This window comes from Reichenbachiella sp. (genome assembly GCF_033344935.1).
Classification (GTDB): domain Bacteria; phylum Bacteroidota; class Bacteroidia; order Cytophagales; family Cyclobacteriaceae; genus Reichenbachiella.
In genome coordinates, this window is record NZ_JAWPMM010000001.1 from 3,197,987 (window position 1) to 3,217,229 (window position 19,243).

Below are 19,243 nucleotides of genomic sequence, written 5' to 3' on the forward strand. Positions count from 1 at the left end.
GCCAAAAAAATCAAAAGGTCGCTTCGAAGCGAGAAATATTGCTTGCATTGTCCTTCACAGCCAGAGAAAATTGGCCAGTAATTTCTACGGTTTCATCGGACCAGATATAACCAGACTTGGCATCATAATTCATCAACAACCAGGCACCATCAAGCGTCGCTCTCACTGAGTGTATGCCAGACATTTCATCCTCTATTTTGAATTTCACCCGTCCTGCCCGTGAAGGCTTCTTTATTATCTTGGGTGGAATAGAGTCAGTAGCAATGGTGAAGGGTACCAAATCACGAGTTTTGAAAACTAATTCATCTCCTTCCCATTCTCCACCTACAAAGCCTAGTTGATTTTTACTAGTTATGGAATATACACCCGACTTTATTAAATCATATACGCCTTCAGGCTTCAAATAAACAGTCGCAAATTGCCTTAATGGTGTGGTCCTATTATTTAGATCGAAAACTTCAAACCCGCTCCTTTCGGTTTTTTCGTAGCGCAAATAGGTGGTATCAAACAGCGAATATTTTGGGAATGATATCTTGATATCCTCTCCTTCCCATTTCATTTTCTGTTCTGACGGTATACTTTCAACTAAATTAAAATCGTAGGTTTTACCACACAACTGGGCTGAATCTGGTAATCCCTTCCGAAGATCCCATAAAAAATGATGGCTAGTATTGGTATAGTAGGCCATGCCCACCGTTTGTTTCTCTCCATTTACATAAAAATTTGCATCACAATAACCTTCTACACTTTCTATCTCGAGCCAGTGTTTAAACAAATCAAATCCTTCATTGTCTAACGCATAGGTGTGTTTCCAGTCCCGACTCCGTTCAAACCCATTGTCATTGATCTTTAAATTGACCTGATTGATATTCCCATAAGCGTCTTCCAATCTGATGTCAATTTGATGTTCCATGGGATCAAATATTCTCAGCAGACCCGATTGATCATTCGTAGCATAGAACGATAATTTGTTACCAGTGTCTTTATAGAGCTTGTTAAACCTTCTTCCGCCTTCCCTGGATCTTTTGTAGTTGGTGTGTACCAGGATATTTCTTTGGGTACTAAAACTGAGTTGATCTATGCGTTGAGTAAAGGCTGGCTTTCCGTCAAAAAGCATGGTTTGGTACCGAATACCATTTCGATTTCTAGCACCGTCGAATTTGTCATAGGCATAAATTTCAATTCCAATATTGCCAAAAAGAGAAATACCTTCTTCTATGCTTGCATTACCATTTTCATCGGTGATGACATCAAACTCAATTCTCCCCCACATACCATTCACTCTTGCATGCTCATCCATGGTAACAAAAGCCACTGAGGCCAAAACCGGCGGTGTTTTATCTACAATTTCTTCAAACCCATATTCAAGCGGATCCAGGGCACGATGTCTCAAATTCCGAACTTCAAAGTGTAAATGCGGCCCAGAAGAAGATCCTGAATTGCCCGAGAGTGCAATGACATCTCCTTTCTTAAATAGGAATTGATTTTTTTCAGGATAGAGATCTACTGCAAAAGATTCTTCTGCGTACTGCTGCTTCCTTACATAGTCTGCAATGTCTTCATTGAATGACTTAAGATGAGCATAAACAGTTACAGTTCCATTTTCTGGATGAACCAGATAAAGCGCATTACCATAACCACCCAGTGCCACTCTTATTCTTTGAATGTATCCATCTGCTGCGGCATAGATTGGTAATCCTGTGATCCCGCTGGTTTTGATGTCCAAACCTGAATGAAAATGAGAAGACCGGAGTTCTGCCATGGTGCCCGCCAGATAGTTTTCTTGTTTTGGTCGGACCGGAAACATAAAATCACCCCGCTGTGGAGCTACTTGTGCGATTGCTTCTGCACCAAAGAACACAAGAGCGAAGAGAAGTTTATTTAATCTCAAAATCCATCATTTTTTCACCTTCAATAAATGCTTCTAGTCGCTGCCCGATCTTTACTGACCCTACTCCTTCAGGCGTGCCCGTAAAAATGATGTCTCCTTTTTTCAACATAAAGAACTTAGACACATAGGCTATAATATAATCGATACTGAATAGCATCATCGAAGTATTTCCTACTTGCACATCCTCTCCGTCTTTTTTGAGACTAAAATTGAGATTAGACAAGTCATACTTAGATTTAGGTACAAAGTTGGATATAGGTGCAGATCCATTAAAACCTTTAGCCAGGTCCCATGGTAGGCCTTTGGCTTTAGCCTTGGATTGAAGATCCCTGGCTGTGAAGTCTACTCCTATTCCGATTTCTTCATAATATTTATGCGCGAATCTTTCATCAATATTTTTTCCAACCTTACAAATTTTCACCAGGATCTCGACTTCGTGATGGATGTCATTCGAAAAATCAGGATGGTAGAAAGCCGCATTGTTTTTGAGAATAGCTGTTTCGGGTTTGCTAAACACCACCGGCTCGTCTGGCCTTTCGTTGTTTAGCTCTTCTATATGCTTGGCGTAATTTCTTCCTATGGCCAGTATCTTCATTTCTACTAATTCAATCTGATATTAAATTGTGAAGATAGATTAATGCGAAGCATAATCTAATAGGAGATAAAAAAAATCCCCAATATCTTGGGGATTTTTTTTAATTATTTCTGTGTCCCGTCCTGAAATAGCGTTACACAAAAAACGACGTTATGAACGAACTCACAGAGAACAAGTATGTTAAAAGAACACAGAAGGACTACAGCTACGCTTTTAAATTGTCAGTTGTGTCAGAAGTTGAAAGCGGAGAGTTAGGCATAAAAGCCGCCGCTCGCAAGTATGGTATTCAGTCACACTCTACAGTTACCAATTGGCTTCGAAAATTTGGTAACTTTGATTGGGTCAATAAATCAACACTTCGGATGCCAAAATCTAAAGACCAAAAACTATACGAACTTGAGCAGAAAGTACGGCTGTTGGAAAAGCAAAAAAAAGAGCTTGAACAGCAGGTTGAAAACGCAGATAAGAAAGCCATTTTCTTTGATATGATGATCGACATAGCCGAAGAAGAATTCAAACTCCCCATCAGAAAAAAGTCTTTACCCCAACAGTTGATCGATTCAAGGTTGAACAAAAAGAAGGGGTAACCCAGATCTGTAGACTGTTGGGGATGAATAGGCAAATCTATTACCGCTCTATCAGAAGAAGTAAACAAAAGCAAGAAATAGCCACCAAGGTAGTAGTTATGGTTGAAAAGGTGCGTATGAAAATGCCTCGTATAGGTACCAGAAAGTTGTATCATTTACTTTATGATGAACTTCAGCCGCTGGGAGTTGGAAGAGACAGGCTATTTGCTATTATGAAAGCAAATCATCTTCAGATCGTACCTAAGAGACAATATCATATCACTACTGACTCTCATCATCGATTTAGAAAACATAAAAACCTTATTGATGGGCTTTCCATACAAAGGCCTGAGCAAGTATGGGTATCGGATATCACCTACATTGGAACACGGAAAAATCCGATGTATTTATCGTTGGTCACAGACGCTTATTCAAAGCGGATCATGGGCTTTGATGTATCGAAAAGTCTGGATGCTTCAGGTGCAATATCAGCCCTTAATATGGCTATTGCCAATCGTATATATCCTGAGCGAAAGTTGATCCATCACTCAGACAGAGGATTGCAGTATTGTTGCGATGCCTATCAACAGGTGTTTAACAATCATAATATAAGGTGCAGCATGACCGAAAGCTATGACCCATATCAAAATGCCATAGCCGAAAGGGTGAATGGGATATTGAAACATGAATTTATCTTAGGGATCACCACATCAGATGTAGCACTAATGGACAAACTCATTGAGCAGAGTATTTATATCTACAACCATGATCGACCTCATTGGAGCTGTTGGATGAATACCCCGGCATTTATGCATCAGCAAGACAAGGTCAAGATTAGAAACTATAGAAACAAAAATAGCACCGAGCTAAAACCCGATGCTATCTAATATTTTATCCTAAAATCTGTAACGATTATTTAGGACTAGTCACTGGGATACTGCTTCATCAGTTTGGCTATTTTCTTAGGAATAGTTTTTTCCCTTTTCTTTGGATTGTCTTTTACGGTCGATGTTATGATTCCTTGCCATTGCAAATCCTTGGTCTCGCTATCATACATATCAATCACTAGGGTCCCTTCAATGTAATCGCTTTCAGAATAGGTGGTAGTTGAACTTCCCATTCCACCGTATCCCCAGCCCCATCGGCCGCCATATCCCATACCTCCATTGTAGTTGGTATAAGCAGTAGTACTCGTCTTTTGGTCGAAAACAATAAAAAGCGTGATAATCGCATCTCCATCAGATTCTACGAATTCCATACCTCGCTTATCAAATTCTGCGCGAATCGCTTTTTGAATCCGATCTTTGTCCAATTGATTGATTTGCTTTTCACTATCCTCTTGCCATCCGGCAAACGTGTACGTCTTGTATTTTGAAAAGTCAGCATCGTTGTTATAATCACTCTTGACTTGAGAAAATGACACCACAGAGATAGCCATTGCGGCTAACAACAAACTAATTGATTTCATAATTTTATTTTTTTAATAGTAATAGATTGATTTTGTGATTACGAATCAGTTGAAATAACAATTCTAAATCTAGTTATCCTAACCTGAATTACAAAAAAAGCCTAACTCAAAAACCATTGGCAACTCCAATGCCAAAAATATAGGAATTGTATTTATTTAATCTTTCAATTCAAAAGGGTAAACTACTTTCCAATCTTTTTTCATATCTGCTACAGTCCAACCTAATTCATTTGCTACGGTAAGGCCTTCTTTCAATTTTCCAATATGAGAAAGACTATCATAGGCCCACTCTCTTTCCTCATCGGTATGATGCACGTACATCATAAATGAATTTGGGTTGGTAGAAGTCCATTCTAGCATTTGTAAGTCGCCGTCCGAATTACCAAAAGCTGCGATCGGTTTTTTACCAATAAAATTATAGATGCCAACAGGCTTCCCAGCTTTATCATCGATAAATGATAATTCTGGGTAGCGATTGATGATCTTGTTCTCTTTGTCATATTCTACTTTCATCATACTACCCATAACCTGCTCAGCAGGAATTCCATAGAGTTCATTGGTGACTGGCCTCATAAAGCCTATGCCTCCACCTGATACGATGAATGTTTTGAAATCATTGGCCCTGAGATATTCTAATACTTCAAGCATCGGCTGAAAAACGAGGTCAGTATATGGCCTATCAAACCTTGGGTGTCGTGCTACAGCCATCCACTCCTTCACTCCAGTTTCGAAGTCGTCGGCGGTCACGTCACCATGTGTAGCCAACACTATTTTAATAATTGCTCCCTCACCTTGCTTCATAACAGATGCCATATCCCCTGCCAAAACTGATTTGAACGGTTCTGTTTCATTCCACTCAGGGTGTTCAGGAGCTAATTTCTTAATTTGATCCAAAGCAAAAGCCAATTGGAAGTACATGGGTTGCTCGGACCATAAGGTGCCATCGTTGTCGAAGACTGCAATTCTATTTTTAATTTCAACAAAAGACTCGCTCGATGAATCTGTAGCGCTTTTTACAAAATTGAGAATGGCAGATTTATTAACCCCTTCGTTCCAGGATGGAAGAGGATCTTGTTTTACTTCCACCATTTGATCACTCTTAGCAGAGCAGCTTAACAGGTACAATCCCAAAAAAACAACAAGAAGATTTTTCATAATTAAAAAATAAAACAAAGCCGAATAGAGACTATTCGGCTTTAAAAAAATTAATAATTTAGACTAATTATTTGATGGGGTACTAAGCTTTTCCATCACTTTATCCAAGCTGAAGCTTGCTGCTTTCATTCTTGGAGGATACTCTTTGAAGGTCATTAAAAAATCCCCTACTATTTTTTGTGCAGGCACCAGAAGGAATGCGTGATCCAGCAGCCAATCGTAATACGTATTGGAAGTAATAGTAGCAAACTCATATGGATCTCTCCTTAAATTATAAATCATGGGCAACCTTAATGGAATAAATGGCTCTGCCCAAACTTGCAAAGTTCCCGGAGAGCGTTGTTCCATAAAAATCAATTTCCAATCGTCATATCTCAATGCAGTTAAATCACCGTCGTCTGAAAAATAAAACAATTCTTTTCTTGGCCCTTTGTCTACTTCACCTTTGAAATATGGCATAAAGCTATATCCATCCAAATGCACTTTAAAGTCTCTGCCATTAGCTGAATAGCCATTCAACAATTTTTCAGGAACATCTCCTTGGCCTGCTGCATCTAAGAAAGTAGGCATCCAGTCCATACCGGACATGATCTCATTACAAACAGTACCGGGTTTTACAGTACCAGGCCATCTTACCATAGCCGGTACTCTCCAACCGCCTTCCCAGTTGGTATTTTTCTCTCCTCTAAATGGGTTGATTCCCGCATCCGGCCAAGTGTTTTTATGTGGCCCGTTGTCTGTAGAATACATCACGATGGTATTATCAGTAATCTTCAACTCATCCAAAAGTGCCAAGAATTTGCCCACATGCATGTCGTGCTCAACCATTCCGTCACCGTATTCATTCTGACCTGAGATACCTCTCAGTTCTGGCTTCACGTGCGTTCTAAAGTGCATTCTTGTACCGTTCCACCAAACGAAGAATGGCTTCTTAGCTTTTACTGCATCTCTAATAAATTTTAGTGCCGCTTCAGACGATTCATCGTCGATGGTCTCCATTCTCTTTTTTGTCAAAGGTCCCGTATCTTCTACTTTCCCGTCGGCCGTCGAATGGATTACTCCTCTAGGACCAAAATTCTTTCTAAAATTAGGATACTCTTCAGGATCTGGATAGTCAGGTAGTTCTGGCTCTTCTTCCGCATTCAAGTGATAGAGATTACCATAAAACTCATCAAATCCGTGATTGGTTGGTAAATGTTCGTCTCGGTCTCCCAGGTGATTCTTACCAAATTGTCCAGTGACATAACCAGCTGGCTTGAGTAATTCCGCAATCGTCGGATCTTTTTCGGAAATTCCTTCCTTCGCTCCAGGCATTCCAACTTTACTCAACCCTGTTCTGAAGACACTTTGTCCAAGGATAAAAGAAGACCGACCAGCCGTACAACTCTGTTCTGCGTAGTAATCAGTAAAAATCATTCCTTCTTTTGCAATCCTATCAATATTTGGTGTGCGGTACCCTGTGATTCCCATAGAATAGGCACTGACATTAGATTGCCCAATATCATCGCCCCATATCACAAGGATATTAGGTTTCTTGTTTTTTTGTGCTAATGCAATTACAGGAATCATCGCTGCGAAAAACAGCGCATTCCTTAAGATTCTTATTTTCATGATTGTAAGTTTAGATAATTTGATTTTATCGAGTCATACAACTCAAATTGAAGTCTTATAGACCCAAAGCATTTTAGACTCTGTATATCATTGATGAAAAAAGTTACAGAAAACTTTATCAACTTAAAAATTAAAATGAGGAATGTCGGTTCCTTTCAAAGGAATTAATATTCAATTAACACTTACCATCATAAGAAGCATTAATTGACAACATCTTGAACACATCGAAATCCTAAATGTTCTTGCCCTGAATCAATCGCCGTAGCCATTCGAGCACTTGGTCTGTAATTGCTACAATACTGATCGCTACATAAAAAAGATCCTCCTTTGATCACACGCTTAGGAACTTGAGGCTCTTGGGGGTCAAAGCTTGATTCGGGGCCTTTTGGGTTGCGGCAAATGGTAATGGTTTGACTTTTCGCTTGCAGATGACTGTCTGGTCGAAACCAATCACTTGTCCACTCCCAAACGTTCCCAATCATATCATACAAACCATAAGCATTCGGCGGATAACTTTTTACTGGTGCGGTTTTTTCAAACCCATCTTGAATCGTATTACCTCCTGGGAAAGTGCCCTGAAAAAAATTAGCTAAATATTGACCTTCCGGAGTCAATTCCTCTCCCCATGCAAAGGACTGATGTGAGCCACCACGACTGGCATATTCCCACTCTGCCTCCGTTGGCAATCTTTTGCCTGCCCAGGTAGCATATGCTTCTGCATCTTCATGAGCGATATGCACCACTGGGTGATTTTCTTTTCCTTCAATATTACTTTCAGGCCCGTATGGATGCCTCCAATCAGAACCTGTTTGCCAAGCCCACCATTGAGATATATCATATAGATTAGACACGTTAGGGATAGGTGCGAAAACCAATGATCCCGGTTTCAACAGAGAATCGGCAGGTTTTTCCACACCTTCAGGCAATTGCTTTTTTAGTTCCTCCCAATCAATGGGTCGTTCAGCTATCGTTTGATAACCAGTAGCATCTACAAACTTTTGAAATTGAGCATTAGTCACTTCGGTGATATCCATGTAAAACCCTGAGAGTTCCACTGTAAACTCTGGTCCTTCTATAGCATTGGCCTCTTCTCCTTCATTTCCCATCACGAAGGTACCACCTGGGACAAAGACCATCCCTTCAGGAACATTGGATTCAACCTGATTTTTAGCTGGTGTATTAATTTGTTTTGATTCATTAGTGGAACAGGCAAAAGTTCCGATCGCTATTAGCGCGAATAGTATATGCTTCATTCTAATTTTAGTTCTAGGTTTTAAATTTAGCTCAGTTATTTTCTCCAGATGGTATTTCTTCAATTGTTTCCATTTCACTTTCTTCATCCGTGTCAGTGATCATTATTCCAACAGCCATCACAATGGCAGTAAGAAGAATAATCTGGATAATAAGAGAATTATTAACAAATGGGATTTGCTGTTCGGGCAATATGCTCAAAAAGAGTAAAATGGTAATTAGCCCACGAGGCGCAACAAACAACAAAGGCTTGAATGACAAGCCCGATAATTTGAGCTGTAAGCTTCGAACCATAAAGAACAAGACCACTATTCCAATCGACCAAGACAATGTTTGAATATTGAGAATATCTGCCGTTTCTAATAAAAAGCCAAATAGAATAAAGAATAAGGCTCTCACTAAAAATGCCAACTCAATAGTCAAGTCTTTGAATTTTTCACTTTCAGATTTCAACACTTCTAACTTAAACCTATCTATCCAAGCAAACCATCTGAGTTGGTCGACATTCCCAATGAATAGTCCAAATATTAGAATAAATATCAATGCCGGTAGATGATAAACTTTGAGAATCGTGTAAATCAAAATCACCAACAATATGATAGGTATAAACTTGACATGATGATCAATTTTTCGAATAAGCAAGGCCAACCCAAGTGTAGCAATAAAGGACACGATGACAATAGCAACCAACTGAATACTAAAGTGACCAAATGAAGAGACTCCAATGCTCTCATACATGATCACAAAATTGAAAAACAATACACCCAAAATATCTGACAAGCTACTTTCGTAAATGACAAATTCACGATCGAATTCAGAGAGATTGGAAACACTGGGAACTGCTATCGCACTACTAATGATACATAAGGGAACTGCATTGGTCAAACATTGAAGAAAGGAGTATTCCCCAACCAATGAAAAAACATAGGCCAGTATCAAAGACAAGCCTACCATCGGCACAAGTGCACCTAACATGGATTGTTTAATCAAAGAGATTTTAGATTTATTTAATCGTAATTCCAATGATCCCTCCAACACTATTAATATCAGTCCTGCAGTAGCTAAAACAGGTAAAATAGCTGATAGATTAGGTACATTCACCTCAAAGTATTCCACACCCCTTTTTATTGCCCAGCCAAGAATCAACAACAAAATCACTGTTGGAATTTTCGTTCGAGCTGAAGTCAGGTTGAATAAATAGGCAATCAGCAGCAAGGAACAAAATGTGATAATTATAGCTGTGGTCATATTTAGCTGTTTTTTGTTTTTACTAGTTTTACTTTTTCAATATGGAAAGAAGTCATCCACTGATCAATCAGGACATACCCCTGCTTCTGATATAATTTAATAGCAGGCATATTAGCGGAGGCTGTTTCTACTTCACAACTTTGAGGATTGAATTCGTCTTCTACAAAATCCAACAATTGACGAGCTAAACCTTGCCGAAAAAAATCTGGATCAATCACCAAACTGCATACATCCAAGAGTTCATTTTTGAATGATACTTCAATTGCAGCAGCCAGCCTTTCTTTTTCCCAAATACCATAAAACAACGTATCGCTCTTTTGTATAGCTTCTGAGCTCCTTTGAAGTGGAGGGAAATCTGACACTCCCACTAAATCCGCCTCTACCTTATAGGATCTTTGAAACAGCTGCCAAAGCACTAGTGCCGTATCTATATCATGATGTTTTAAGACTTGGATCTTCAAGGCTTTCAATTATTGCTTTTATGTGCAAATTACTTCTTTTGGCTTAACTAAAATAAAATCTCAAGGATAGGTTGGATATCATTTCTCCAAACTAACTTGTGTCTCTTATTTGATTAAAAAGTTGATTAATTATTTGACTTTTGACTATGGAGAAAATCAAAATAGGGAGAATAGATAAAATTGATCTTCCCGAATTCGGATTAGAAAATATTGAGGCCAAAATAGATACCGGTGCTAACCGTTCGTCGATCCATTGTTCTAAAATTGAACATAAAGACTTTGAAGGCGTAGACAGTATCATTTTTAGTATTCCATTGGCTGGCAACGGAGAGGAAAACTCTTTCCACAGTGCAGATTTTTTCAAGAAAAAGATCAAAAGCTCGTCAGGTCATGTGGAAGAGCGTTATATTATAAAGACGACCGTAGTGCTTTTCGGTAAGCGCTTTAAAACTTCCTTTTCATTAACCGACCGAACAGATATGAAGTTTCCCATATTGCTGGGAAGAAAGCTTTTAGCAGGACATTTTGTAGTCGACGTTCAGGAAAAGGATTTATCATTCAAACTAAAAAACACATTAAAATGAAAATAGCTGTATTATCCAGAAACCCAAAATTATACTCTACCAGAAGACTACTGGAAGCGATAGAACAACGAGGGCACCAAGGGCTAGTTATTGACCACCTGAAATGTGATATTATAATCGATGATGAGGGACCTTCTTTGTATTATGAAGGGGCAAAACTCAAAGATATAGATGCTGTAATTCCAAGAATTGGAGCCTCAGTCACCTTCTACGGTACTGCTGTGGTTCGACAATTCGAAATGATGAAAGTATTCTCTGCTGTTAGCTCATTGGCCATCACCAGGTCCAGAGATAAACTCAGAAGTCTTCAAATCCTATCCAGATCAGGCATTGGCATGCCAAAGACTGCTTTTACCAATTTCTCAAAAGAAGAAAATAATACGCTTGAATTGGTAGGCAATGCACCAGTAGTCATCAAGCTATTGGAAGGCACACAAGGCCTGGGAGTTGTTTTGGCAGAATCAAAAAAGGCAGCCACATCCGTAGTCGAAGCATTTGAAGGACTAAAAGCAAGAGTGATCCTACAGGAATTCATCGAAGAGTCTGGTGGCGCAGACATTAGAGCTTTTGTAGTGAATGGTGAAGTGGTAGGTGCCATGAAACGTCAAGGTAAAGAAGGCGAGTTTAGATCCAATCTTCATAGAGGTGGAAGCGCCAATATTATCAAATTGAAGCGTGCAGAAAAAGCTGCTGCTCTGAAAGCCGCAGAAGCTATGGGACTTAAAATAGCAGGTGTAGACATGCTGCAATCCAAAAGGGGACCTTTAATTCTAGAAGTCAACTCCTCTCCTGGTTTGGAAGGTATTGAAAATGCTACAGGAGTGGATATTGCGGGGAAAATTGTAGAATACATCGAGACCAGCAGTCAAAAGAAAAGGAAAAAGGTAGATGCTTAAATAATGGAACCGCAGGACATTAAAATTGCGGGCATAACCATTGCCCCAGGCGAAGAAAAGCAAATAGATGCTCAAATCGCCAAGCTTCCCAGTCGAACACCGATTGACATTCCTATCATCGTCAGTCGATCAACAAAACCAGGCCCCACCCTACTCATTACAGGTGGTATGCATGGCGATGAGATCAATGGCATTGAAATCGTTCGGAGAATCATAGCCAACAATTATCATCGCCCGCTTATCGGCACCATGATTTGCATTCCTATACTCAATGTCTACGGGTTTATAAATTTCTCCAGACAAACGTCTGATGGAGGAAAAGATATCAACAGAAGTTTCCCAGGTACGCGAAACGGTTCTTTGGCCAGTCAATTGGCTTATCGACTTACTCAAGACATTTTGCCTTTAATCGACTATGGTATAGACTTCCATACAGGTGGCGCACGTATCAATAATTATCCTCAAGTCAGAGCGCAATTAGATGATCCGAAAAATCTAGAATTGGCGAGGGCATTTTCTCCCAAGTTCATGATTCACTCCCCCTTTCGGGAAAAATCGTTTCGAAAAGAAGCAGCAAAGGCGGGAAAATCAATTCTTGTTTATGAAGGAGGTGAATCTTTGAGGCTTAGAAAGCATGCGATTGATGTAGGCGTCAATGGGCTGCTCAGAGTCATGAAGCATTTGAATATGAGAGAAGAGGCGCCCGTTTCGAAAGGCGGTCTGTATCATATAAAGAAATCTTCTTGGCTTCGGGCTAAGTCAGCAGGTATTTATCACTCATTTTGTAGAACGGGAGAATTTATAGAAAAAGGAACCGTAGTAGGATTAATTACTGGCCCCTACGGAGAATTTGAACACAAAATGAAAGCGCCGACTTCAGGATATGCTATAGCTATCAACAACAAACCTGTAGTCAACCGCGGAGATGCATTGATTCATATTGGATTTGAAGAATAAGAAAAGCCGCACCCTCCGGCGCGGCTTAAAACTCAACTTGAAATCAATGCTTATTCTTCTCGTAGGGATTTGACTGGATTGAGTCTGGCAGCTTTCCATGATTGGAAACCCATAGTCAACCAGGCGATCGCAAAAGCCAATATCCCTATTCCTATAAATGTCATGGGTTTAATATCTGTTCGATAAGCAAAGTCTTCCAGCCAGTAGCCCATGGCGAAATAGGCCGCTGGAACTGCCAAGGCAAAAGCTACTGCAACTAACTTGATAAAGTTTTTTGACAGCATAAAAACAATCCCTGATATCGATGCTCCCAGTGCTTTTCTGATACCAATTTCTTTGGTTTTCTGTTCGGCAATAAATGACGCCAACCCGAATAACCCTAAGCAAGCGATCAAAATACCCAGAATAGCAAAAACAGAAAATATCTTTCCAATTTTTTGTTCTGCTTCATACATACTATCAAACTTCTGATCCATGAAACTATAGGTAAAAGGCTGTCCAGGTGCGATATCAGACCATGTACGCTCTATGTCAGCTATGGTCTGCTGAATGTTCTCAGTATTGACTTTAAACAAAGCAAATCCTGTACTTCTACCTAAGGAGAAAATCAACGGTGTGATGTTATCACGTAGTGATTTGTAATGAAAGTCCTCCATCACTCCTATTATTTTAAGTCCTACAACCTCTGGTTCATCCTGACTGCCCTCATAGGTGTAAATTTTATCTCCAACGGGATTTTCATAACCGAACATTTTAACAGCGGCTTTGTTGATCACCACTGCATTACTGTCCGACAAAAATTCTTTTGAGAAAAACCTTCCTTCGGCCATTTCTATACCCATGGTCTCTAGATAATCATGATCGACTCTAGCTCTATTGGTTACTAAACTTTGATCCGCCTCCCCTGAAGGAGTTTTAAAATAAAGATCACTATTATCATTCCCTCCTACTGGAGTAAAACTAGCGACAGTGGCATTTTCCACATTAATATTTCGCTTGACTTCCGTCTTAAAAGTCTCTACTTTTTTATCCAATATCCAGGCATCTTCCACCATCAGAATCTGATCTTTATTAAAACCCAGTTTCTTATTTTGGATAAAGGAGAGTTGATCAAAAACTACCGCTGTACCAATCATGAGCACGATCGAAATACTGAATTGAAAAACCACCAAAAGGCTTCTAAGTGCACCACTCTTCATTCCCAATTTCACTTTCCCTTTTAATACTTCTGCGGGCTGAAATCTAGATAGATAAAAAGCAGGATAACTTCCTGCAAACATTCCCACCACCAGCATAATGCCGAACATCAACAAGACATATGAGCCACTGAACAATTGGGCAATAGTGAGTTCTTTAGAAGCCAACTCATTGAATGAGGGCAAGAAAACCATAGTAAGCAGGTAGGCAAACAAGAAGGAGAAAAAGCTGATGACCATAGCCTCTGAAATGAATTGATAAATCAACTGATTTTTGAGTGCTCCCATCACCTTTCTCACGCCCACTTCCTTAGCCCTACTGGCCGATCTTGCTGTTGCGAGATTCATAAAATTGATACAAGCAAGCAACAATATAAAAACAGCCACTGCAGAAAATATGTAGATATAACTGATAGCGCTATTTGGAGCCAGGTCTCCATCCTTGTCAGAATAAAGGTGAATCATTTCCAAGGGAAAAAGTGAAAACCCCACGTTATTACCCGCCTCTTTGAATTCTGCCAAGGACTGACCAAAAAAACGCTGAATTAATGGCCCTATATATTTTTCAATCAATTCAGGAAAATTCTCTTCCAATTGTTTTGAATCAATCCCTTCTTGAAATTTGATATACGTGTTAAAACTGGTATTTACCCAGTTGTTACTATTGGCTCTATTTGGAAAGCTAGCTATCGACAAAATGATATTCTGACGGAAATGAGAGTTTTTTGGTAAATCTTCATACACACCAGTTACCTCATAATCCGTAGTATTGTCTAACACTAGTGTCTTCCCTAAGGGATTTTCATTGCCAAACATTTTTCTTGCAGTGGTCTCATCCATCACAAGTGTATTTGGTCTTACCAAAGCCGTTTTAGGATTGCCATGAATCATGGGTACCGTAAAAAAGGAAAAGAAATTTGAATCTGCCATGAGCACATGCTCTTCCTTGAAGGTTTTCTCAAAACCTTTCTCCTTGATAAACCAGTTGCCTGTAGCAGACAATCGTACAGCGTCCGTTACTATAGGATAATCATTCAATAAAGCTTGAGCAGCAGGCGCACCTACTTTAGCAGATATGTGATCAGACCCATTGAGTTTAGCCGCAAAATCTATACGATAGATGTTCTCCGAATCTTCATGGAATTTGTCATAAGAAAGTTCATCTATCACAAATAGTGAAATCACCATGAAGCAGGATAAACCAATAGATAAACCTAGGATGTTAAGAATAGAATAAAACTTATGTTTCAATAAATTCCTAAAAGCAATGTTGATAAAGTTTTTGAGCATGACCTTAGAGTTTTTGAGTTTATAATACACCGAAGATGCAAATCTTAAAAAAAGGGTTGCATCCGGTATATTATTTTCATAAGACTACGCGATCAGCTTTGTGGTTACATCTCTCATGTTAATTATTCAACTTCAACATTTCTTCTCCATTACTTCCATTGATTATAGTTAAATCAACAACTTCCATTATTTCAGGCGTTAGCCCCAGATCATATTGACCTAATTCAAAATACAAGGTGGTCGATAAATATGCCTCGCAAGCATCGTCATTGGCATCATGATTTAGAATCACTGTATATCTAGGAGGGTATATCATAGTAATCACCTCAGGCCAAATCAGTTCAAAAGCATGCTCCTCGCATCCACCTCCATAAGCCACATCTATAATCAGCATGGTACTGTCATTTCTAAGGCCATTCAAGTCAAACGGATCGGAGACAGGATTGTCTGTTTGGAGCTGTGTCCAAGATTGATCAAAGCTTTGTTGATCTATATTTAATTCTTCCGTTGATAGGTTTTGAATAGGATCATTGTCTGCTGTGTCTTCTTGACAAGCACTTAAAATCAGTATCAGACAAAGGGCAATAATTGGATATAATTTCATAGCGTTCATTTATTGTTCTTTTCAAAGACACTTGTTCCAACAAATTGGTTGGACTATGCATTGATTTGATGAATAACCGAAGCATATTGTTGCCACGAAAGAATTTCTATTAAGGCATCAAGAAGGACTGACATTTTGTCGCATTTATTCTATCTTTGCGTTCTCAAAAATTAATTACAGGTGAAAGAGATTATTGGCGACATTGATATTATTGACAACACACAAGAAAGCTGTGAGGTTGTAAATATTACAAAAGATGAAAATAACGTAGGTCAGAAGAAACTTTACATAGAAAGTTATGGCTGTCAAATGAACTTCTCGGATAGTGAAATTGTATCTTCTATCTTAAAGAAGGAAGGTTATGTGACCACATCTTCTATTGAAGATGCCGATGTTACATTTCTGAATACTTGCTCAATCCGAGAGAAAGCCGAAACAACTGTAAGGAATCGCTTAAGCGAAATCAACCAATACAAAAAGAAAAATCCTGAATTGGTGATAGGCGTACTTGGCTGTATGGCTGAAAGGCTAAAGTCCAAACTTCTCGAAGAAGAGAAAATTGTCGATTTGGTTGTAGGCCCAGACGCCTACAGAGAATTACCTAACATGCTCGACGAAGTAAGTACAGGACAAAAAGCAGTCAACACTTTCCTTTCAAGAGAAGAAACTTACGATGACATCACCCCTGTCCGTTTGAATTCAAATGGAGTTACAGCCTTTATCTCAATTATGAGAGGATGTGACAATATGTGTTCTTTTTGCGTAGTACCTTTTACACGTGGTCGTGAAAGAAGTAGAGACCCATTCTCAGTAGTGAAAGAAGCACAAGATCTATTTGACAAAGGATATAGAGAAGTTACACTACTAGGACAAAATGTAGATTCTTACAAATGGTCTGCAGAGCAAAACAACAAGGCTCGTCTTGAAAAAATTGATAGCGCTGAGATTGTGAACTTTGCCAATCTTATGGAAATGGTGGCTAAAGTAAGCCCTGAGTTAAGAGTTCGATTCGCTACCTCTCACCCTAAGGACATCACCGATGACGTGCTTTATACGATGAAGAAGTACGACAACCTTTGCAAATACATCCACTTCCCAGCCCAAAGTGGAAACTCTAGAATTCTGGAAAGAATGAACCGTACCTATGATAGGGATTGGTATATCAGTAAAATCGATCGCATCAAAGAAATTCTTGGTGAAGATTGTGCGATTTCTAGCGACATGATCTCAGGATTTTGTGGGGAAACTGAAGAGGAGCACAAAGACACCTTGTCTTTAATGGAATATGTGAAATACGATTACTCTTATATGTTCTTCTACTCAGAACGTCCGGGTACCCTTGCAGAGAAAAAATACGAGGATGATATCCCAATGGACATCAAAAAAAGAAGATTAACTGAAGTAATCAATCTTCAAAGAGAGCTTTCTATTGAAAGAAACAAAAGAACAATAGGAAGAACATACAAAGTATTAATCGAAGGATTTTCTAAAAGATCTGACAAGCAACTACAAGGCAGAACTACCTGTAATCGTGTGGCAGTATTCGATGCCGGCAATCACAAAAAAGGAGAATATGTAAATGTAAAAGTGAATGATGTGACCACCGGTACATTATTAGCTTCTGTAGTTGAAAACTAAACCTAGTCCCTAGTGAAAGAATCAGAAATTCAAACCATCAAACAACGATTTGGTATTATTGGCAATTCGCAATTGCTCAATCAAGCCATCAATGTAGCGGCTCAAGTGGCACCTACAGACATGAGTGTGTTGATCACCGGAGAAAGTGGAAGTGGTAAAGAATCTTTTTCAAAAATCATTCATTCACTGAGCAAAAGAAAGCACGGTCAATTCATCGCGATCAACTGTGGAGCCATTCCTGAAGGTACCATAGACTCAGAATTGTTTGGCCATGAAAAGGGGTCATTTACAGGTGCGCATGAAGCACGTAAAGGTTATTTTGAAGTAACGGATGGAGGTACCATTTTCTTAGATGAAATTGGAGAGATGCCCATGAGTACCCAGGCCCGTCTACTTCGAGTACTAGAAAATGGAGAATTTATCAAAGTAGGTTCTTCCAAAACACAAAAGACCAACGTTCGTGTATTGGCTGCCACAAACGTCAATCTGATCACCGCTGTAGAAAACAACAAGTTCAGGGAGGATCTGTACTACAGATTAAATACGGTTCCCATCTATGTGCCTGCACTTCGCGAAAGAGGATCGGATGTGGAATTACTTTTTAGAAAATTCGCTTATGATTTTGGCGAGCAGTATCACGTAGACCCAATCAAGTTAACGGATAGTGCAAAGGAAGCCTTGATGAGATTTCGCTTCCCAGGCAACATTCGTCAACTAAAAAATCTAGCAGAGCAGATTTCAGTGTTGGAAATGAATAGAACGCTGGATGAAGACACGCTAAAAAAGTACCTACCACAAAACACCAGCAACCTACCAGCACTACTCGATCGAAAGGCTCAAGGTAATAGCTCAAGTGATGGCTTTACTGAAAGGGACATCCTATACAAAATTCTTTTCGACATGAAACAGGATATGAACGAGCTCAAAAAACTTGTTCTTCAAAATGCAGGCGATAGCTCAGATCGTGCTGAAATCATGAAAGAACATGGCAAGTTGTTTAGCAATATGGAATTGAAAGACGAACAGTTTGCTGATTTTAGTGAAGACCCAATCAATTCACCAGTGATTTTAAATCAAGATGATTATCAGGATTTTGACACTGACAAGGTGGAAGATATCGCTCATGAAACTGAACAGGACGATTCTCTTTCGATTGAGAAAAAAGAAAAAGAGCTGATAATTAGAGCATTAAGAAAAAACAGAAACAAAAGAAAGTACGCAGCGCAAGATTTAGGTATTTCTGAACGAACATTGTATAGAAAAATAAAGCATTATGAATTGGAAGACTAGTCTTTTAATATTTTCCTCGTTCGTTTTAATGAATACCTCCTGTGGTGTTTATTCATTTACTGGAGCTTCTATTTCTCCAAATGTAAAAACTATTTCGATTCAAACTTTCTACAATAATTCTCCTTTGGGACCTTCCAATATGAGTCCCCTATTCACGGAAAAAATCAAAGACTATTATTTAAGAAACACCAGCCTTACTTTGGTTGATGGAGAAGGTGATTTGCAATTGGAAGGTAGCATAGACAACTATACACTTACGCCAGTGGCGGTATCTGCCTCCGAGGACCCAAGTCAGGTTGACCTGACAAGTTTGACCAGAATCACTATCTACGTATCAGCCACCTATACCAACCTGGAAGACGATCAGTTTGATTTTGATCAGACCTTTTCGTTCTTTAAAGACTTTGATCAAAACAGAGAAGACCTTTCGGCAAATGAGGAGGAATATGTGAATGAGATCTTCGATCAAATCATTCTTGATATTTTCAACTCTTCTGTTGCCAATTGGTAAATTTTGTTATCTTTAACGCTTACGCATAACT

General features: G+C 39.2%; 18 protein-coding genes. 8 read left to right on the forward strand and 10 right to left on the reverse strand.

Annotated elements, in window-relative coordinates; all coding sequences use genetic code 11:
- Window positions 1-10 precede the first annotated feature (10 nt).
- Both R8N23_RS13785 and R8N23_RS13790 read right to left on the reverse strand, forming a co-directional pair.
- Window positions 11-1,891 (reverse strand): M23 family metallopeptidase, encoded by a 1,881-nt coding sequence (locus R8N23_RS13785; RefSeq protein ID WP_318172191.1) that lies wholly within the window; start codon window positions 1,889-1,891, stop codon window positions 11-13.
- Window positions 1,878-2,486: a fumarylacetoacetate hydrolase family protein gene (locus R8N23_RS13790; RefSeq protein ID WP_318172192.1), complete on the reverse strand. Its 609-nt coding sequence runs from the start codon at window positions 2,484-2,486 to the stop codon at window positions 1,878-1,880. Before R8N23_RS13790 ends, R8N23_RS13785 begins: the two co-directional genes overlap by 14 nt.
- A 152-nt stretch (window positions 2,487-2,638) precedes the next feature.
- Between R8N23_RS13790 and R8N23_RS13795 the strand changes: the two genes are divergently transcribed.
- Both R8N23_RS13795 and R8N23_RS13800 read left to right on the forward strand, forming a co-directional pair.
- Window positions 2,639-3,073, forward strand: coding sequence for a helix-turn-helix domain-containing protein (locus tag R8N23_RS13795; protein WP_318169924.1), 435 nt, complete (start codon window positions 2,639-2,641; stop codon window positions 3,071-3,073).
- Between the two features lie 23 nt (window positions 3,074-3,096).
- On the forward strand, window positions 3,097-3,939 hold the full coding sequence (locus R8N23_RS13800; RefSeq protein WP_318169925.1) for an IS3 family transposase: 843 nt from the start codon (window positions 3,097-3,099) through the stop codon (window positions 3,937-3,939).
- 35 nt (window positions 3,940-3,974) lie between these two features.
- On the opposite strand, the gene R8N23_RS13805 is transcribed toward R8N23_RS13800, so the two are convergent.
- The 6 genes from R8N23_RS13805 to R8N23_RS13830 form a co-directional block, all read right to left on the reverse strand.
- Window positions 3,975-4,520, reverse strand: coding sequence for a DUF4136 domain-containing protein (locus R8N23_RS13805; RefSeq protein WP_318172193.1), 546 nt, complete (start codon window positions 4,518-4,520; stop codon window positions 3,975-3,977).
- Window positions 4,521-4,676: 156 nt separating this feature from the next.
- Entirely contained in the window at window positions 4,677-5,675 is a 999-nt protein-coding gene (locus R8N23_RS13810) for an HAD family hydrolase (RefSeq protein ID WP_318172194.1), read from the reverse strand.
- A gap of 63 nt (window positions 5,676-5,738) precedes the next feature.
- Complete coding sequence (locus R8N23_RS13815) at window positions 5,739-7,286, reverse strand: arylsulfatase (protein WP_318172195.1); 1,548 nt, start codon at window positions 7,284-7,286, stop codon at window positions 5,739-5,741.
- A gap of 200 nt (window positions 7,287-7,486) precedes the next feature.
- On the reverse strand, window positions 7,487-8,539 hold the full coding sequence (locus R8N23_RS13820) for a formylglycine-generating enzyme family protein (RefSeq protein WP_318172196.1): 1,053 nt from the start codon (window positions 8,537-8,539) through the stop codon (window positions 7,487-7,489).
- 31 nt (window positions 8,540-8,570) lie between these two features.
- The gene (locus tag R8N23_RS13825; RefSeq protein WP_318172197.1) at window positions 8,571-9,785 is read right to left on the reverse strand and encodes a cation:proton antiporter; all 1,215 of its coding nucleotides are present in this window, start codon (window positions 9,783-9,785) and stop codon (window positions 8,571-8,573) included.
- Window positions 9,786-9,787: 2 nt separating this feature from the next.
- The gene (locus tag R8N23_RS13830; protein WP_318172198.1) at window positions 9,788-10,255 is read right to left on the reverse strand and encodes a GNAT family N-acetyltransferase; all 468 of its coding nucleotides are present in this window, start codon (window positions 10,253-10,255) and stop codon (window positions 9,788-9,790) included.
- A 137-nt stretch (window positions 10,256-10,392) separates the two neighbouring features.
- On the opposite strand from R8N23_RS13830, the gene R8N23_RS13835 reads away from it, so the two are divergent.
- The 3 genes from R8N23_RS13835 to R8N23_RS13845 are packed head-to-tail and all read left to right on the forward strand — an operon-like array spanning window position 10,393 to window position 12,683.
- Window positions 10,393-10,830: an ATP-dependent zinc protease gene (locus tag R8N23_RS13835; RefSeq protein ID WP_318172199.1), complete on the forward strand. Its 438-nt coding sequence runs from the start codon at window positions 10,393-10,395 to the stop codon at window positions 10,828-10,830.
- Window positions 10,827-11,726 (forward strand): 30S ribosomal protein S6--L-glutamate ligase, encoded by a 900-nt coding sequence (gene rimK / locus R8N23_RS13840; protein WP_318172200.1) that lies wholly within the window; start codon window positions 10,827-10,829, stop codon window positions 11,724-11,726. The genes R8N23_RS13835 and rimK overlap by 4 nt, the downstream gene beginning before the upstream one ends.
- Window positions 11,727-11,729: 3 nt before the next feature.
- Window positions 11,730-12,683 (forward strand): succinylglutamate desuccinylase/aspartoacylase family protein, encoded by a 954-nt coding sequence (locus tag R8N23_RS13845; protein WP_318172201.1) that lies wholly within the window; start codon window positions 11,730-11,732, stop codon window positions 12,681-12,683.
- 50 nt (window positions 12,684-12,733) lie between these two features.
- On the opposite strand, the gene R8N23_RS13850 is transcribed toward R8N23_RS13845, so the two are convergent.
- Complete coding sequence (locus R8N23_RS13850; RefSeq protein ID WP_318172202.1) at window positions 12,734-15,169, reverse strand: ABC transporter permease; 2,436 nt, start codon at window positions 15,167-15,169, stop codon at window positions 12,734-12,736.
- Between the two features lie 118 nt (window positions 15,170-15,287).
- The gene (locus R8N23_RS13855) at window positions 15,288-15,773 is read right to left on the reverse strand and encodes a hypothetical protein (RefSeq protein ID WP_318172203.1); all 486 of its coding nucleotides are present in this window, start codon (window positions 15,771-15,773) and stop codon (window positions 15,288-15,290) included.
- A gap of 180 nt (window positions 15,774-15,953) precedes the next feature.
- Between R8N23_RS13855 and miaB the strand changes: the two genes are divergently transcribed.
- From miaB to R8N23_RS13870, 3 genes are read left to right on the forward strand one after another with little or no spacing between them, the layout of a single operon-like run.
- Window positions 15,954-17,411, forward strand: coding sequence for a tRNA (N6-isopentenyl adenosine(37)-C2)-methylthiotransferase MiaB (gene miaB / locus R8N23_RS13860; RefSeq protein WP_318172204.1), 1,458 nt, complete (start codon window positions 15,954-15,956; stop codon window positions 17,409-17,411).
- Between the two features lie 12 nt (window positions 17,412-17,423).
- The gene (locus R8N23_RS13865) at window positions 17,424-18,701 is read left to right on the forward strand and encodes a sigma-54 dependent transcriptional regulator (protein WP_318172205.1); all 1,278 of its coding nucleotides are present in this window, start codon (window positions 17,424-17,426) and stop codon (window positions 18,699-18,701) included.
- Window positions 18,685-19,212: an LptE family protein gene (locus tag R8N23_RS13870; RefSeq protein ID WP_318172206.1), complete on the forward strand. Its 528-nt coding sequence runs from the start codon at window positions 18,685-18,687 to the stop codon at window positions 19,210-19,212. Before R8N23_RS13865 ends, R8N23_RS13870 begins: the two co-directional genes overlap by 17 nt.
- Window positions 19,213-19,243 lie beyond the last annotated feature (31 nt).

Excerpts from the sequence above, each read along its gene's own strand:
- R8N23_RS13805 (WP_318172193.1), bottom strand. The coding sequence starts at position 4,520 with ATGAAATCAATTAGTTTGTTGTTAGCCGCAATGGCTATCTCTGTGGTG.
- R8N23_RS13850 (WP_318172202.1), bottom strand. The coding sequence starts at position 15,169 with ATGCTCAAAAACTTTATCAACATTGCTTTTAGGAATTTATTGAAACAT.
- R8N23_RS13815 (WP_318172195.1), bottom strand. The coding sequence starts at position 7,286 with ATGAAAATAAGAATCTTAAGGAATGCGCTGTTTTTCGCAGCGATGATT.
- R8N23_RS13820 (WP_318172196.1), bottom strand. The coding sequence starts at position 8,539 with ATGAAGCATATACTATTCGCGCTAATAGCGATCGGAACTTTTGCCTGT.
- R8N23_RS13810 (WP_318172194.1), bottom strand. The coding sequence starts at position 5,675 with ATGAAAAATCTTCTTGTTGTTTTTTTGGGATTGTACCTGTTAAGCTGC.
- R8N23_RS13855 (WP_318172203.1), bottom strand. The coding sequence starts at position 15,773 with ATGAAATTATATCCAATTATTGCCCTTTGTCTGATACTGATTTTAAGT.
- R8N23_RS13870 (WP_318172206.1), top strand. The coding sequence starts at position 18,685 with ATGAATTGGAAGACTAGTCTTTTAATATTTTCCTCGTTCGTTTTAATG.
- R8N23_RS13790 (WP_318172192.1), bottom strand. The coding sequence starts at position 2,486 with ATGAAGATACTGGCCATAGGAAGAAATTACGCCAAGCATATAGAAGAG.
- rimK (WP_318172200.1), top strand. The coding sequence starts at position 10,827 with ATGAAAATAGCTGTATTATCCAGAAACCCAAAATTATACTCTACCAGA.
- R8N23_RS13835 (WP_318172199.1), top strand. The coding sequence starts at position 10,393 with ATGGAGAAAATCAAAATAGGGAGAATAGATAAAATTGATCTTCCCGAA.
- R8N23_RS13795 (WP_318169924.1), top strand. The coding sequence starts at position 2,639 with ATGAACGAACTCACAGAGAACAAGTATGTTAAAAGAACACAGAAGGAC.
- R8N23_RS13825 (WP_318172197.1), bottom strand. The coding sequence starts at position 9,785 with ATGACCACAGCTATAATTATCACATTTTGTTCCTTGCTGCTGATTGCC.
- R8N23_RS13845 (WP_318172201.1), top strand. The coding sequence starts at position 11,730 with ATGGAACCGCAGGACATTAAAATTGCGGGCATAACCATTGCCCCAGGC.
- R8N23_RS13800 (WP_318169925.1), top strand. The coding sequence starts at position 3,097 with ATGAATAGGCAAATCTATTACCGCTCTATCAGAAGAAGTAAACAAAAG.